Source organism: Aquitalea magnusonii (assembly GCF_003202035.1).
Classification (GTDB): domain Bacteria; phylum Pseudomonadota; class Gammaproteobacteria; order Burkholderiales; family Chromobacteriaceae; genus Aquitalea; species Aquitalea magnusonii.
Genome location: NZ_QJKC01000037.1, coordinates 1 through 16,271 on the forward strand (window position 1 = coordinate 1; position 16,271 = coordinate 16,271).

Consider the following 16,271-nt stretch of genomic DNA (forward strand, 5'->3'; position numbering starts at 1 on the left):
GTATACGTGCTGAGCAAGGACGAAGGCGGCCGTCACACCCCGTTCTTCGCTAACTACCGTCCGCAGTTCTACTTCCGTACTACCGACGTGACTGGTGCAGTAAGCCTGTCCGAAGGCGTGGAAATGGTAATGCCGGGTGACAACGTGGAAATCACCGTAGAACTGATCGCCCCGATCGCTATGGAAGAAGGTCTGCGTTTCGCCATCCGTGAAGGCGGCCGTACTGTTGGCGCCGGCGTGGTAGCAAAGATCATTGCTTGATTAATAGGTTTATAGGCCAGTAGCTCAATTGGTAGAGTATCGGTCTCCAAAACCGAGGGTTGGGGGTTCGAGACCCTCCTGGCCTGCCAATTAAGACCAGCCGGCGCTTTGCGCCGGTTGGTCTTTTGTCGCATACGCGCAGAGAACATTCCACACATGGAAATGCAAGATAAACTCAAGCTGGCCCTGGCTGGCCTGCTGGTGGTGGCCGGTGTTGTAGGCTTCTACATGATTCCTGAAGACCAGGGCGTGTTGCGCGCACTGGCTTTCATTGCTGGCGTTGTGCTGGCGGCTGGTGCGGTGTGGTTGTCGCATCCGGGCAAGGATTTCGTGGCTTACGCCAATGACTCGCTGGTCGAGGCGCGCAAGGTGGTATGGCCGACGCGCAAGGAAGCCATGCAAATGACCGGCATGGTTTTCATTTTCGTTCTGGTATTGGCCCTGTTCATGTGGATGGTGGATTCGGGTCTGTCCTGGTTGTTTTACGATGTAATTCTTGGTCGAGGTAGATAATGGCAAAGCGCTGGTATGTTGTGCACGCTTATTCTGGTTTTGAGAAGAGTGTGCAGAAGGCGCTGCGTGAGCGCATCGAGCGTTCCGAGGTTGCTGACCTGTTTGGTCAGATCCTTGTTCCGGTCGAAGAGGTGGTGGACGTCAAGAACGGTCGCCGCTCCATTACCGAGCGCAAGTTCTTCCCCGGTTATGTGCTGGTCGAGATGGATATGACCGACGATACCTGGCACCTGGTGAAGAGCACTCCCAAGGTGACTGGTTTTGTTGGTGGTACGGCTAACCGCCCGGCGCCGATTTCCAAGAAGGAAGTCGAAGCCATCATGCAGCAGATGCAAGAGGGTGTGGAGAAGCCGAAGCCGAAAGTGCTGTTTGAGGTGGGTGAGAAGGTCCGTGTTATCGATGGTCCCTTCAACGACTTCAATGGCTCGGTGGATGAAGTTAATTACGAGCGCAACAAGTTGCGTGTGTCTGTGCAGATTTTTGGTCGCGACACGCCGGTTGAGCTGGAATTCAGTCAGGTAGAAAAGCTGTAATTCTGCTTGGCAGTTAGTCAGTAAGCGTATATACTGTTGCGCTTTCGTCCGGGAAGCGAGTGCACGCTCGCGCTATACCCATTTTAGGAGTTTTAAACGTGGCAAAGAAAATTGTCGGCTATGTAAAGCTGCAAGTGCCCGCTGGTAAGGCCAACCCGTCCCCTCCGATCGGTCCGGCTCTTGGTCAGCGTGGTCTGAACATCATGGAATTCTGCAAGGCGTTCAACGCCCAGACTCAAGGCATCGAGCCGGGTCTGCCGATTCCGGTTGTGATCACTGCTTACGCAGACAAGTCCTTCACCTTCATCATGAAGACGCCGCCGGCGACCATTCTGCTGAAGAAGGCTGCAGGCATCAAGTCCGGTTCCGCCAAGCCGCATACCGACAAGGTAGGCAAGGTAAGCCGTGCTCAGCTGGAAGAAATCGCCAAGACCAAGCAGCCGGATCTGACCGCTGCTGATCTGGATGCCGCTGTTCGCACCATCGCCGGCTCCGCCCGTTCGATGGGTCTTGAAGTGGAGGGTGTGTAAATGGCCAAGATTTCCAAGCGCCTGCAAACCCTGAAGGCAACTGTTGATCGCAACAAGCTGTACGCTGTTGAAGAAGCAATTGCTCTGGTTAAGACTGCTGCTACCGCCAAGTTTGATGAGTCGATCGACATCGCCATCAATCTGGGTGTTGACCCGCGTAAATCCGACCAGGTTGTACGTGGTTCCGTGGTTCTGCCGCGTGGTACCGGTAAGTCGGTACGTGTTGCCGTATTTGCTCAAGGCGCCAACGCCGAAGCCGCCAAGGCTGCCGGTGCTGAAGTTGTCGGTTTCGACGACCTGGCCGAGCAAGTAAAAGCTGGCAACCTGGACTTCGACGTGGTGATTGCTTCCCCGGATGCAATGCGCGTTGTTGGTCAGCTGGGTCAGATCCTCGGCCCGCGTGGCCTGATGCCGAACCCGAAGGTTGGTACTGTTACCCCGAACGTTGCTGAAGCCGTGAAGAACGCCAAGGCTGGTCAGGTTCAATACCGTACCGACAAGGCTGGTATCATTCACGCCACTATCGGCCGTGCTTCTTTCGAAGCTGACGCCCTGCGTGAAAACTTTGTAGCCCTGGTTGATGCCCTGGTGAAAGCCAAGCCGGCAGCTTCCAAGGGTGTGTATCTGAAAAAGATCGCCGTATCCAGCACCATGGGTATTGGCGCTCGTGTAGATACCAGCTCGATCAGCGCCTAAGCTGACGCGAGTGAGGCAAGGCGGCTCGCCGCCTTGCCATTGGCTTTGGGCTGGCAAGCTTGCTTGCCGGATTGTCAAAGACCGTAGGTGCCGCAAGGCTTAATCGCAAACCGCTGCCCAGTGGTATGCATCCTACGCAGATGGTGTACCCGAAAGTAGGCTTCTGAAGAGTTCAGGGCTCATGTAGCTCAGGGGTAGAGCACTCCCTTGGTAAGGGAGAGGTCGGCGGTTCAATTCCGCCCATGAGCACCAGTTTCCCTTCTCTATGTTGTCTCCTGATACAGGTCGCCGCTGCAAAGCGGAGCAGAAATTTTTCTGCTTCATTTCAGTCTAGGAGGTAGACCTTGAGTCTCAATATCGAAGATAAAAAGGCAGTCGTCGCTGCTGTAGCTGCCGAGCTGGCCGCTGCTCAGACCCTCGTCATCGCCGAATATCGGGGCATCGAGGTAAGCAGCATGACCAAGCTGCGCGCTCAGGCGCGTGAGCAAGGCGTTTACCTGCGCGTTCTGAAGAACACGCTGGTACGCCGCGCGGTAGCTGGTACCCAATTCGAAGCGCTGGCCGAACAAATGGTTGGCCCGCTCGTTTACGGTATCTCTGCCGATCCGGTTGCTGCTGCCAAGGTGCTGCATCAATTTGCCAAGGCTGACGACAAGATCATCGTCAAGGCCGGTTCTTACAATGGCGACGTGCTGAATGCTGCTCAGGTTGCTGAGCTGGCGTCCATCCCGAGCCGCGAAGAACTGCTGTCCAAGCTTCTCTACGTTATGCAGGCTCCGGTCGCAGGCTTCGCCCGCGCCCTGGCAGCACTGGCAGAGAAGCAAGCCGAAGCCGCTTAACTTATTTGATTCTTATAGAATTCAGGAGATTTTTACATGGCAATCACCAAAGAAGACATCCTCGAAGCCGTTGCTGGTCTGACCGTAATGGAACTGAACGACCTGGTTAAGGCGTTCGAAGAGAAGTTCGGCGTTTCCGCTGCTGCCGTTGCCGTTGCTGGCCCGGCTGCTGGTGCCGCTGCTGTTGAAGAAAAGACCGAGTTTGACGTTGTTCTGAACGCTGCTGGCGACAACAAGGTAAACGTGATCAAGGTTGTTCGTGCTATCACCGGTCTGGGCCTGAAAGAAGCCAAGGACATGGTTGACGGCGCTCCGAAGACCGTGAAAGAAGCCGTTTCCAAGGCTGAAGCTGAAGAAGTTCTGAAGCAACTGACCGAAGCCGGTGCCAAGGCTGAAATCAAATAATCTTCTTTGAAAAAAGAAGGTGAGGCTGGCGGAGAAATCCGCCAGCCTTATTGCGCTTGTAATTGGCCGAAACAAAGATAGTAAAAGCCAGCAATTACCCGGCGTGGCTGCTGACTTTTGGTTTCTTGCGCCACTACCACCTCGATGGAGACTCTATGAGTTATTCGTTTACTGAGAAGAAGCGTATTCGTAAGAGCTTTGCGAAACGCGCCAGTGTTCTCGATGTCCCATTCCTGTTGGCGACCCAGATTGATTCTTATGCCGATTTCCTGCAACTGGGTGTACCGCTAGATCAGCGCAAGGATGCTGGTCTGCAAGCCGCGTTCAAGTCGATCTTCCCGATCCATAGCCACAATGGCTATGCGCGTCTTGATTTTGCTCACTACATCCTTGGCGAGCCGCCGTTTGACGTGCAGGAATGTCAGCTGCGTGGCATCACCTACGCCGCTCCGCTGCGTGCCCGTATTCGTCTGACCATCCTGGACAAAGAGTCGTCCAAGCCGGTGGTAAAAGAAGTGCGCGAGAATGAAGTGTACATGGGCGAAATTCCGCTCATGACCACCAATGGTTCTTTCATCATCAACGGTACCGAACGCGTTATCGTTTCCCAGCTGCACCGTTCCCCGGGCGTGTTCTTCGAGCATGACCGCGGCAAGACCCATTCCTCCGGCAAACTGCTGTTCTCCGCCCGCGTGATTCCTTACCGCGGTTCTTGGCTGGACTTCGAGTTTGACCCGAAAGACCTGCTGTACTTCCGTATCGACCGTCGCCGCAAGATGCCGGTGACCATTCTGCTGAAGGCACTGGGTTACAGCAACGAACAGATCCTGTCCGAATTCTACAGCTTCGACACCTTCTACCTGACCAAGTCCGGCGTGTTCATGCGCGTGGTACCGGAACGCCTGAAGGGCGAAGTGGCCAAGTTCGACATCGTCGCTGCCGATGGCAAGCTGATCGTGGCCAAGGACAAGCGCATCACTGCCAAGCACATCCGTGACATCCAGACCGCACAGCTGGATCGTATCGAAGTGCCGGCCGATGTGTTGCTGGGCAAGGTGCTGGCGCACAACGTCACCAATGTGGACACCGGCGAAGTGCTGGCGCGCGCCAACGAGGAAATCACCGAAGAGCTGCTGGCCAAGCTGGCACTGGCCGAGATCGATCAGGTGGAAGTGTTGTTCACCAACGATCTGGACCAGGGTGGTTATATCTCGCAAACCCTGCGTACCGATGACAGCCTGGACCGTCTGCAAGCGCGCGTGGCCATCTATCGCATGATGCGTCCTGGCGAGCCGCCGACCGAAGATGCGGTGGAAGCCCTGTTCCAGCGCCTGTTCTTCAGCGAAGAAACCTACGATCTGTCTCGCGTGGGCCGCATGAAGTTCAGCTCGCGTACCTATCAGTACAAGTTCGATGAAAAGACCCCGGAGTGGTTCAAGTCGCTGATCGGTGAGAAATTCGCCCATCGTCGTGATGTGATGGAAGGCACGCTGTCGACTGAAGACATCGTCTCCGTCATCGCCATCCTGTGCGAACTGCGTAATGGCCGTGGCGAAGTGGACGATATCGACCATCTGGGTAACCGCCGTGTCCGTTCGGTAGGTGAACTGGCCGAGAACCAGTTCCGTGCCGGTCTGGTACGTGTCGAGCGCGCGGTAAAGGAACGCCTGAATCAGGCCGAGTCCGACAACCTGATGCCGCACGACCTGATCAACGCCAAGCCGGTGTCCGCTGCCATCAAGGAATTCTTTGGTTCCTCGCAGCTGTCCCAGTTCATGGACCAGACCAACCCGCTGTCGGAAATCACCCACAAGCGCCGTGTATCGGCCCTTGGCCCGGGTGGTCTGACCCGCGAACGCGCCGGCTTCGAAGTGCGTGACGTACACCCGACCCATTACGGCCGTGTATGCCCGATCGAAACCCCGGAAGGTCCGAACATCGGTCTGATCAACTCGCTGTCGGTGTTTGCCCGTACCAACGAGTTCGGCTTCCTGGAAACCCCGTACCGCAAGGTCGTGGACAGCAAGGTAACCAACGAGATCGACTACCTGTCCGCCATCGAGGAAGGCCGTTACGTCATTGCCCAGGCCAACGCCGAGCTGGGCGAAGACGGTACCCTGCTGGACGAACTGGTGACCTGCCGTGAAAAGGGTGAAACCATCCTGGCCACGCCGGACCGCGTGCAGTACATGGATGTGGCTACCGGTCAGGTGGTATCCGTTGCCGCCTCGCTGATTCCCTTCCTGGAACACGATGACGCCAACCGTGCCTTGATGGGTGCCAACATGCAGCGTCAGGCCGTACCGTGCCTGCGCCCGGAAAAACCGTTTGTCGGTACCGGTATCGAGCGTTCGGTGGCCGTTGACTCCGGCACCACCGTGGTGGCCCGTCGTGGCGGTGTGGTCGACTATGTCGACGCCGGCCGTGTCGTGGTGCGTGTGAATGACGAAGAAGCCGTGGCCGGTGAAGTGGGTGTGGATATCTACAACCTCACCAAGTTCACCCGTTCCAACCAGAACACCAACATCAACCAGCGTCCGGTGGTGAAGGTGGGCGACAAGATCGCCAGCGGCGACGTGGTGGCCGATGGCGCCTCCACCGACCTGGGCGAACTGGCGCTGGGTCAGAACATGACCATCGCCTTCATGCCGTGGAACGGCTACAACTACGAAGACTCGATCCTGATCTCGGAAAAGCTGGTGGCAGAAGACCGCTACACCTCGATCCACATCGAAGAACTGTCGGTTGTGTCGCGTGACACCAAGCTGGGACCGGAAGAAATCACCCGCGATATTCCGAACCTGTCCGAGCGCATGGCAGGCCGTCTGGATGAAGCCGGCATCGTGTACATCGGTGCGGAAGTGGAAGCCGGTGACGTACTGGTGGGCAAGGTTACCCCGAAGGGTGAAACCCAGCTGACACCGGAAGAAAAGCTGCTGCGCGCCATCTTTGGTGAAAAAGCCTCCGACGTGAAGGATACCTCGCTGCGCGTGCCGACCGGCACCGTGGGTACCGTGATCGACGTGCAGGTGTTCACCCGTGAAGGGATCGAGCGTGACAAGCGTGCCCAGTCCATCATTGATGCCGAACTGAAGCGCTATCGCCTCGACCTGAACGACCAGCTGCGCATTTTCGAAAACGATGCCTTCAGCCGTATCGAGCGCCTGATCCTGGGCAAGGTCGCCAATGGTGGTCCGAAGCGTCTGGCCAAGGGCACGGCCATCGACAATGAATACCTGGACAGCCTGCCGGTCAAGCACGACTGGTTCGACATCCGCATGGCCGATGAAGACATCGCCAAGCAGCTGGAACTGATCAAGGAAAGCCTGGTACAGAAGCGCGAAGAATTCGATCTCAAGTTCGAAGACAAGAAGCGTAAACTGACCCAGGGCGATGAATTGCCGCCGGGCGTGCAGAAGATGGTCAAGGTTTACCTGGCCGTTAAGCGTCGTCTGCAGGCTGGTGACAAGATGGCCGGTCGTCACGGTAACAAGGGTGTGGTATCGCGCATCCTGCCGATCGAAGACATGCCTTACATGGGCGATGGCCGTCCGGTCGACATCGTGCTGAACCCGCTGGGCGTACCGTCGCGTATGAACATCGGTCAGATTCTGGAAGTGCATCTGGGCTGGGCGGCCAAGGGTATTGGCGAACGCATCGATCGCATGCTCAAGCAGCAGAAGGACGTTGCTGACATCCGCGCCTACCTGGAGCAGCTGTACAACGATACTGGCAAGACCGAAGATCTGGCCGGCCTGTCCGATGCCGAAATCCTCGACCTTGCCGACAACCTGCGCAAAGGCATGCCGTTTGCCACGCCGGTATTCGACGGTGCCAAGGAAACCGAGATCAAGCACATGCTGGATCTGGCCTATCCGAGCGGCGACGAACTCACCGAAAAGATGGGCTTTAACGAGTCCAAGACCCAGATGACCCTGTACGATGGCCGCTCCGGCGAAGCCTTCGACCGCAAGGTCACCGTGGGTGTGATGCACTACCTCAAGCTGCATCACCTGGTTGATGACAAGATGCACGCCCGTTCCACCGGTCCGTACTCCCTGGTTACCCAGCAGCCGCTGGGTGGTAAGGCGCAGTTCGGTGGCCAGCGTTTCGGTGAGATGGAAGTGTGGGCGCTGGAAGCATATGGCGCCGCCTACACTCTGCAGGAAATGCTGACGGTGAAGTCCGACGACGTAACCGGCCGTACCAAAGTTTACGAAAACATCGTCAAGGGCGAACACAAGATTGACGCGGGCATGCCGGAATCCTTCAACGTGTTGGTGAAGGAAATCCGCTCGCTCGGCCTGGATATCGACCTGGAACGTTATTGATTGGGTGAGAAGGCGCGGCATCATGCCGCGCCTCCTGTCCCCTGACTGGAGACGCAATGAAAGCTCTGCTCGACCTCTTTAAGCAAGTTACGCAAGAAGAAGAGTTTGATGCGATTAAAATCGGCATCGCCTCACCCGACAAGATCCGTTCCTGGTCTTATGGTGAAGTCAAGAAGCCGGAAACCATCAACTATCGTACCTTCAAACCGGAACGCGACGGCCTGTTCTGCGCGCGCATTTTCGGACCGGTAAAAGACTACGAATGCCTGTGCGGCAAGTACAAGCGTCTGAAGCACCGCGGTGTGATCTGTGAAAAATGCGGCGTGGAAGTGACCTTGTCCAAGGTACGCCGCGAGCGCATGGGCCACATCGAACTGGCCAGCCCCACCGCGCACATCTGGTTCCTGAAGAGCCTGCCGTCGCGTCTGGGCATGGTGCTCGACATGACCCTGCGCGACATCGAACGCGTACTGTACTTCGAAGCATTTGTCGTGACCGATCCGGGCATGACCCCGCTGCAATACCGTCAGCTGCTGACCGAAGAAGACTTCCTCGACAAGGAAGACCAGTACGGCGAAGAATTCGTTGCCATGATGGGTGCCGAAGCCGTACGCGAACTGTTGAAGCGTCTGAATCTGGATACCGAGATCGAGACCCTGCGTCGCGAACTGGAAGCCACCAATTCCGACACCAAGATCAAGAAGATCGCCAAGCGTCTGAAAGTACTGGAAGCCTTCCAGCGTTCCGGCATGAAGCCGGAATGGATGATTCTGGAAGTGCTGCCGGTGCTGCCGCCGGAACTGCGTCCGCTGGTACCGCTGGATGGTGGCCGTTTCGCCACTTCCGACCTGAACGACCTGTACCGCCGCGTCATCAACCGTAACAACCGTCTGAAGCGCCTGCTGGAACTGCGCGCGCCGGACATCATCGTGCGCAACGAAAAGCGCATGCTGCAGGAATCGGTTGACTCGCTGCTGGACAACGGTCGTCGCGGCAAGGCCATGACTGGCGCCAACAAGCGTCCGCTGAAGTCGCTGGCCGACATGATCAAGGGTAAGGGCGGTCGCTTCCGTCAGAACTTGCTGGGTAAGCGTGTCGACTACTCCGGCCGTTCCGTGATTACCGTAGGTCCGACCCTGCGTCTGCATCAGTGCGGCCTGCCGAAAAAGATGGCGCTGGAACTGTTCAAGCCCTTCATCTTCCACAAGCTGGAAGTCATGGGCCTGGCCTCCACCATCAAGGCAGCCAAGAAGCTGGTCGAGCAGGAAGTGCCGGAAGTCTGGGACATCCTGGAAGACGTGATCCGCGAACATCCGGTGCTGCTGAACCGTGCACCGACGCTGCACCGTCTGGGTATCCAGGCTTTCGAACCGGTACTGATCGAAGGCAAGGCCATCCAGCTGCACCCGCTGGTCTGCGCGGCATTCAACGCCGACTTTGACGGTGACCAGATGGCCGTTCACGTGCCGCTGTCGCTGGAAGCGCAGATGGAAGCCCGCACCCTGATGCTGGCCACCAACAACGTGCTGTCCCCGGCCAACGGCGACCCGATCATCGTACCGTCGCAGGATATCGTGCTGGGTCTGTACTACATGACCCGCGACAAGGTGAACGGCAAGGGTGAAGGCATGGTATTTGCCGACACCAAGGAAGTGCATCGCGCCTACGAAACCCGTCAGGTCGAGCTGGCCACCCGCATTACCGTTCGTCTGAAAGAATGGGAAAAGGACGAGCAGGGCGAATTCCAGCCGGTGATCAAGCGCTACGACACCACGGTCGGCCGCGCCATCCTGTCGGACATCCTGCCGAAGGGCCTGCCGTTCGAGCACATCAACAAGGCGCTGAAGAAGAAGGAAATCTCCAAGCTGATCAACGTATCGTTCCGCCGTTGCGGCATTCGCGATACCGTGATCTTTGCCGACCAGTTGATGTACACCGGTTTTGCCTACTCCACCCGTGGCGGTATCTCCATTTGCGTGGACGACATGCAAATCCCGGGCAAGAAGGTGGAACTGCTGGGCGAAGCCCAGAAGGAAGTCAAAGAGATCGAAGAGCAGTACCGTCAGGGTCTGGTTACCCAGGGCGAACGCTACAACAAGGTCGTGGACATCTGGGGCCGTACCGGCGACAAGATCGCCAAGGCCATGATGGACGAGCTGTCCAAGCAGAAGGTGCTGGACCGCGACGGCAAGGAAGTCGATCAGGAATCCTTCAACTCCATTTACATGATGGCCGACTCTGGCGCGCGGGGTTCCGCAGCCCAGATCAAGCAGCTGGCCGGTATGCGGGGTCTGATGGCCAAGCCGGACGGTTCCATTATCGAAACGCCGATTACCGCCAACTTCCGTGAAGGTCTGACGGTTCTGCAGTACTTTATTTCCACTCACGGTGCCCGTAAGGGTCTGGCGGATACGGCCTTGAAGACGGCCAACTCCGGTTACCTGACACGTCGTCTGGTTGACGTGACCCAGGACCTGGTGGTGATCGAAGATGATTGCGGCACCAACAACGGCTTCGTGATGAAGGCAGTCCTGCAAGGCGGTGACGTGATCGAAGCCCTGCGTGACCGTATTCTGGGTCGCGTGACCGCGGTTGACGTGGTGGATCCGTCCACTGGCGAAACCGTACTGGAAGCCGGCACCCTGCTGGACGAGCACATGGTTGACGTGATCGACAGCCTGGGTATCGACGAAGTCAAGGTGCGCACCGCCATCACTTGCGACACCCGTTACGGTCTGTGCGCCAAGTGCTACGGTCGTGACCTGGCACGCGGCAAGCGCGTGAACGCCGGTGAAGCGGTTGGTGTGATCGCCGCCCAGTCGATTGGTGAGCCGGGTACCCAGCTGACCATGCGTACCTTCCACATTGGTGGTGCCGCGTCGCGAAATGCCGCAGCCAGCCAGGTAGAAGGCAAGTCGAACGGTACCGTACGCTTCTCCAGCCAGATGCGTTATGTCGCCAACTCCAAGGGCGAGCTGATTGTCATCACCCGTTCCGGTGAAGTGGTGATCCATGACGACATGGGCCGTGAGCGCGAGCGTCACAAAGTACCGTACGGTGCCACCCTGATGGTGACCGACGGTCTGGTGATCAAGGCTGGTGCAGTCCTGGCAACCTGGGACCCGCACACCCGTCCGATCATCACCGAGTACGCAGGCCGCGTGAAGTTCGAGAACGTGGAAGAGGGCAATACCGTTGCCAAGCAGACCGACGAAGTGACCGGTCTGTCCACCCTGGTGGTGATCGATCCGAAGCGTCGTGCCGGTTCGCAGTCCAAGATGCTGCGTCCGCTGGTGAAGCTGCTGGACGAAAACGGTCTGGAAGTGAAGCTGGCTGGTTCGGATGCCTCGGTATCCATCACCTTCCAGGTAGGCGCCATCATTACCGTGCGTGACGGTCAGGAAGTGGGCAAGGGTGAAGTGCTGGCCCGTATCCCGCAAGAATCGTCCAAGACCCGCGACATTACCGGTGGTCTGCCGCGTGTGGCCGAACTGTTCGAAGCCCGTTCGCCGAAGGATGCCGGCATGCTGGCCGAGGTGACCGGTACCGTTTCCTTCGGTAAGGACACCAAGGGCAAGCAACGCCTGATCATTACCGATCTGGAAGGCAATGGTTACGAGAACCTGATTCCGAAGGACAAGCACGTTCTGGTACATGACGGTCAGGTAGTGAACCGTGGTGAACTGATCGTCGACGGTCCGGTGGATCCGCACGACATCCTGCGTCTGCAGGGTATCGAGGCGCTGGCACGCTACATCGTTCAGGAAGTGCAGGAAGTGTACCGTCTGCAAGGTGTGAAGATTAACGACAAGCACATCGAGGTGATCATTCGCCAGATGCTGCGTCGTGTCATCATCTCCGACAGCGGCGACACCGAATTCATCCAGGGCGAACAGGTAGAACGTGCCGACGTGCTGGAAATGAACGACAAGATGCTGGCAGAAGGCAAGGAACCGGCGCAGTACGAAAACGTGCTGCTGGGTATTACCAAGGCTTCCCTGTCCACCGACTCCTTCATCTCGGCGGCTTCCTTCCAGGAAACCACTCGCGTACTGACCGAAGCCGCCATCATGGGCAAGAAGGATGATCTGCGCGGTCTGAAGGAAAACGTGATCGTGGGTCGTCTGATCCCGGCAGGTACCGGTCTGGCTTACCACCGTACCCGTCGTCGTCAAGGCCTCGGTCTGGACACCACGCATTCGCAACTGCTGGAAGAACAGCCAGTAGACGAAGTGGAAAACAACAGCTGATTTTGCCAAAAACCAGCTGAGTGTTGAAAAAACGCTGCGCCATCAACGGTTAACGTTGCGGGCGTAGCGTTTTTCATTTGACGGTAAGTGATTGACTAAAATATAATCCTCCGTCCTTCTGGAGACGTGTTGTCTGCAGAATGAATCAACTAGGAACTGATAGTAATGCCAACCATTAACCAACTCGTTCGCAAGGGCCGTACGGTCCTGACCGTGAACAGCAAGGTGCCTGCGCTGGAAGCCTGCCCGCAGAAGCGTGGCGTGTGCACCCGTGTTTACACCACCACCCCGAAAAAGCCGAACTCCGCTCTGCGTAAAGTGTGCAAGGTTCGTCTGACCAACGGCTTCGAAGTGATCTCCTACATCGGTGGTGAAGGCCACAACCTGCAGGAACACTCCGTGGTACTGATCCGTGGCGGTCGTGTAAAAGACTTGCCGGGTGTGCGTTACCACACCGTGCGCGGTTCCCTGGATACCGCCGGTGTTAAGGACCGTAAGCAGTCCCGCTCCAAGTACGGTGCCAAGCGTCCTAAGTAATTGGGATGTACTAGCGGCGGCCTGAGGTCGTCGAGTAAGTGACTGCTTTTAATGGGTGGTCATGAGCCCAAGCTCAACTGAATATTGAAGGAAGTAACATGCCAAGACGCAGAGAAGTCCCCAAGCGCGAGATTCTGCCGGATCCGAAATTCGGTTCCCAAGATCTGTCCAAGTTCATGAACGTCGTGATGATCGATGGCAAGAAAGCCGTTGCAGAACGCATCATCTATGGCGCACTGGCCCAGATCGAAAAGAAAACCGGCAAAAACGCACTGGAAGTGTTCAATAGCGCACTGTCCAATGCCAAGCCGGTTGTAGAAGTAAAAAGCCGCCGTGTCGGTGGTGCAAACTATCAAGTTCCTGTTGAAGTTCGTCCGTCCCGCCGTATGGCCCTGGCCATGCGCTGGCTGCGTGATGCTGCGCGCAAGCGTGGCGAAAAGTCCATGGACCTGCGCCTGGCTGGTGAGCTGATCGACGCTGCCGAAGGTCGTGGCGGCGCCATGAAGAAGCGTGACGAAGTGCATCGTATGGCAGAAGCCAACAAGGCCTTCTCTCACTTCCGCTTCTAAGCTCAACCACACAATAAGGTGTAGATCGTGGCTAGAAAGACCCCCATCGAGCGCTACCGTAATATCGGTATCTCCGCTCACATTGACGCCGGCAAGACAACCACTACCGAGCGTATTCTGTTTTACACCGGTGTTAACCACAAGATCGGTGAAGTTCACGATGGCGCCGCCACCATGGACTGGATGGAACAGGAACAGGAGCGTGGTATCACCATCACCTCCGCTGCTACCACTACCTTCTGGAAGGGTATGGGCATGCAGTTCCCGGAACATCGTTTCAACATCATCGATACCCCGGGTCACGTGGACTTTACCATTGAGGTAGAGCGTTCCATGCGTGTACTGGACGGTGCCGTAATGGTTTACTGCGCTGTGGGTGGTGTACAGCCTCAGTCGGAAACCGTATGGCGTCAGGCCAACAAGTACAAGGTTCCGCGTATTGCCTTCGTGAACAAGATGGACCGTCAGGGCGCCAACTTCTTCCGTGCCGTAGAACAGGTGAAAACCCGTCTGCGTGGCAATCCGGTGCCTATCGTTGTACCGATCGGTGCTGAAGATGGCTTCGAAGGCGTGGTTGACCTGCTGAAGATGAAGGCCATCATCTGGGATGAAGCTTCCCAGGGCATGAAGTTCGAATACGGCGAAATCCCGGCCAACCTGGTTTCCGTAGCCGAAGAATGGCGCGAGAAGATGGTTGAAGCCGCCGCCGAAGTCAGCGACGAAATGATGGACAAGTACCTGGGCGGCGAAACGCTGACCGAGGAAGAAATCGTTGCCGGCCTGCGCGAACGTACCCTGCGTTGCGAAATCCAGCCGATGCTGTGCGGTTCCGCCTTCAAGAACAAGGGTGTTCAGCGCATGCTGGACGCCGTGATCGAGCTGCTGCCGTCGCCGACCGAAGTGCCGGCGATCAAGGGCGAAATCGACGGCGTTGAAGCCGAGCGTCACGCTTCTGACGACGAGCCGTTCTCCGCACTGGCATTCAAGCTGATGAACGACCCGTACGTTGGTCAGCTGACCTTCTTCCGTGTTTACTCTGGCGTGGTTCAATCCGGTGATACCGTGATGAACTCCGTGAAGGGCAAGAAGGAACGTATCGGCCGTATCGTGCAGATGCACGCCAACGACCGTAAGGAAATCGAAGAAGTACGCGCTGGTGACATCGCTGCTGCTATCGGCCTGAAGGAAGTGACCACCGGTGAAACCCTGTGTGCCGTTGATGCACCGATCGTGCTGGAACGCATGGAGTTCCCGGATCCGGTGATTCACGTTGCCGTTGAGCCGAAGACCAAGGCCGACCAGGAAAAGATGGGCGTTGCCCTGAACCGTCTGGCCAAGGAAGACCCGTCCTTCCGCGTACGTACTGACGAAGAATCCGGCCAAACCATCATTTCCGGTATGGGTGAACTGCACCTGGAAATTCTGGTTGACCGCATGAAGCGTGAGTTCGGCGTTGAAGCCAACGTGGGTGCTCCGCAGGTTGCCTACCGCGAAACCATCACCAAGACTGTTACCGACGTGCAAGGTAAGCATGCCAAGCAGTCCGGTGGTAAGGGTCAGTACGGTGATTGTACGATTACCCTGGAGCCGTCCGGCGAAGGTAATGGCTACAAGTTCATCGACGAGATCAAGGGTGGTGTGATTCCGCGTGAATTCATCCCGTCGGTTGACAAGGGTATCCGCAACTCGCTGAACAACGGTATTCTGGCTGGCTTCCCGGTGGTTGACGTGACCGTACGTCTGACCTTCGGTTCCTACCACGACGTTGACTCCTCGCAGATCGCCTTCGAACTGGCCGGTTCCATCGCCTTCAAGGAAGCCATGCGCCGTGCCGGCCCGTGCATCCTCGAGCCGATGATGGCTGTTGAAGTTGAAACGCCGGAAGAGTACATGGGCGATGTGATGGGTGACCTGAACCGTCGTCGCGGCATCGTGCAAGGCATGGACGATGATGGTCTGGGTGGCAAGAAGATCAAGGCCGAAGTACCGCTGGCCGAGATGTTCGGTTACTCCACCGACCTGCGTTCCGCTACCCAGGGTCGTGCTACCTACTCCATGGAGTTCAAGCACTACTCTGAAGCACCGAAGCATGTTGCTGAAGCTGTAATGGCTGCCAAGAAGTAATGCGCGCTGAAGCTGACCGGAACCGGTTTCCGGTCAGCTCTGATCTAATGTTCTTTAATTAAGGATTTTTGCAAAATGGCAAAAGAAAAGTTTGAGCGGACCAAACCGCACGTAAACGTCGGCACCATCGGTCACGTTGACCACGGTAAGACCACCCTGACCGCAGCGATCACCACCATTCTGTCGAAGAAGTTCGGTGGCGAAGCCAAGGACTACTCCCAGATCGACAGCGCGCCGGAAGAAAAGGCTCGTGGTATTACCATTAATACCGCACACGTAGAATACGAAACCGAGTCCCGTCACTACGCTCACGTAGACTGCCCGGGTCACGCCGACTACGTTAAGAACATGATTACCGGTGCAGCCCAGATGGACGGAGCTATCCTGGTATGTTCCGCTGCTGACGGCCCGATGCCGCAAACCCGCGAACACATCCTGCTGTCCCGTCAGGTTGGCGTACCGTACATCATCGTTTACCTGAACAAGGCTGACCTGGTAGACGACGCTGAACTGCTGGAACTGGTTGAAATGGAAGTGCGCGATCTGCTGTCTTCCTACGACTTCCCGGGCGACGACACTCCGGTAGTTATCGGTTCCGCCCGTCTGGCACTGGAAGGCGACCAATCCGAAATGGGCGAACCGTCCATCTTCCGTCTGGCTGCTGCTCTGGACTCCTACATCCC

The 16,271-nt window shown here is 57.0% G+C and carries 13 protein-coding genes and 2 tRNA genes; all 15 read left to right on the top strand.

All coding sequences use genetic code 11. The features are described 5' to 3' along the window. Positions 1–261, top strand: a 261-nt coding sequence (locus tag DFR38_RS20500; protein ID WP_483396328.1) for an EF-Tu C-terminal domain-related protein, incomplete at its 5' end; no start/stop codon positions are given. 13 nt (positions 262–274) lie between these two features. Continuing rightward, positions 275–350, top strand: a tRNA-Trp gene (locus DFR38_RS20505). Positions 351–417: 67 nt separating this feature from the next. After that, on the top strand, positions 418–774 hold the full coding sequence (gene secE / locus DFR38_RS20510) for a preprotein translocase subunit SecE (protein WP_082694023.1): 357 nt from the start codon (positions 418–420) through the stop codon (positions 772–774). Beyond that, positions 774–1,307, top strand: coding sequence for a transcription termination/antitermination protein NusG (gene nusG, locus DFR38_RS20515; RefSeq protein ID WP_059287633.1), 534 nt, complete (start codon positions 774–776; stop codon positions 1,305–1,307). Before secE ends, nusG begins: the two co-directional genes overlap by 1 nt. A 98-nt stretch (positions 1,308–1,405) precedes the next feature. Further along, a complete protein-coding gene (gene rplK / locus DFR38_RS20520; protein ID WP_059287632.1) occupies positions 1,406–1,837 on the top strand; it encodes a 50S ribosomal protein L11 in 432 nt (143 codons plus the stop codon). Then, positions 1,838–2,533, top strand: a complete 696-nt coding sequence (rplA, locus tag DFR38_RS20525; protein WP_110313869.1) for a 50S ribosomal protein L1 — start codon at positions 1,838–1,840, stop codon at positions 2,531–2,533. It begins immediately after the preceding gene. Positions 2,534–2,710: 177 nt separating this feature from the next. Continuing rightward, a tRNA-Thr gene (locus tag DFR38_RS20530) sits at positions 2,711–2,785 on the top strand. A gap of 92 nt (positions 2,786–2,877) precedes the next feature. Beyond that, positions 2,878–3,372, top strand: coding sequence for a 50S ribosomal protein L10 (gene rplJ / locus DFR38_RS20535; protein WP_059285902.1), 495 nt, complete (start codon positions 2,878–2,880; stop codon positions 3,370–3,372). 36 nt (positions 3,373–3,408) lie between these two features. After that, a complete protein-coding gene (rplL, locus tag DFR38_RS20540; protein ID WP_059285903.1) occupies positions 3,409–3,777 on the top strand; it encodes a 50S ribosomal protein L7/L12 in 369 nt (122 codons plus the stop codon). 155 nt (positions 3,778–3,932) lie between these two features. Then, entirely contained in the window at positions 3,933–8,108 is a 4,176-nt protein-coding gene (gene rpoB, locus DFR38_RS20545; protein WP_110313870.1) for a DNA-directed RNA polymerase subunit beta, read from the top strand. 56 nt (positions 8,109–8,164) lie between these two features. Next, positions 8,165–12,358: a DNA-directed RNA polymerase subunit beta' gene (rpoC, locus tag DFR38_RS20550; protein ID WP_059285904.1), complete on the top strand. Its 4,194-nt coding sequence runs from the start codon at positions 8,165–8,167 to the stop codon at positions 12,356–12,358. A 165-nt stretch (positions 12,359–12,523) separates the two neighbouring features. Next, positions 12,524–12,895, top strand: coding sequence for a 30S ribosomal protein S12 (gene rpsL, locus DFR38_RS20555; RefSeq protein ID WP_059285905.1), 372 nt, complete (start codon positions 12,524–12,526; stop codon positions 12,893–12,895). Positions 12,896–12,993: 98 nt separating this feature from the next. Continuing rightward, a complete protein-coding gene (rpsG, locus tag DFR38_RS20560) occupies positions 12,994–13,464 on the top strand; it encodes a 30S ribosomal protein S7 (RefSeq protein ID WP_059285906.1) in 471 nt (156 codons plus the stop codon). Positions 13,465–13,491: 27 nt separating this feature from the next. After that, entirely contained in the window at positions 13,492–15,588 is a 2,097-nt protein-coding gene (gene fusA, locus DFR38_RS20565; RefSeq protein WP_059285907.1) for an elongation factor G, read from the top strand. 75 nt (positions 15,589–15,663) lie between these two features. Continuing rightward, positions 15,664–16,271 (top strand): GTP-binding protein (locus tag DFR38_RS20570; RefSeq protein WP_146215907.1); only part of this gene is annotated, 608 nt, incomplete at its 3' end.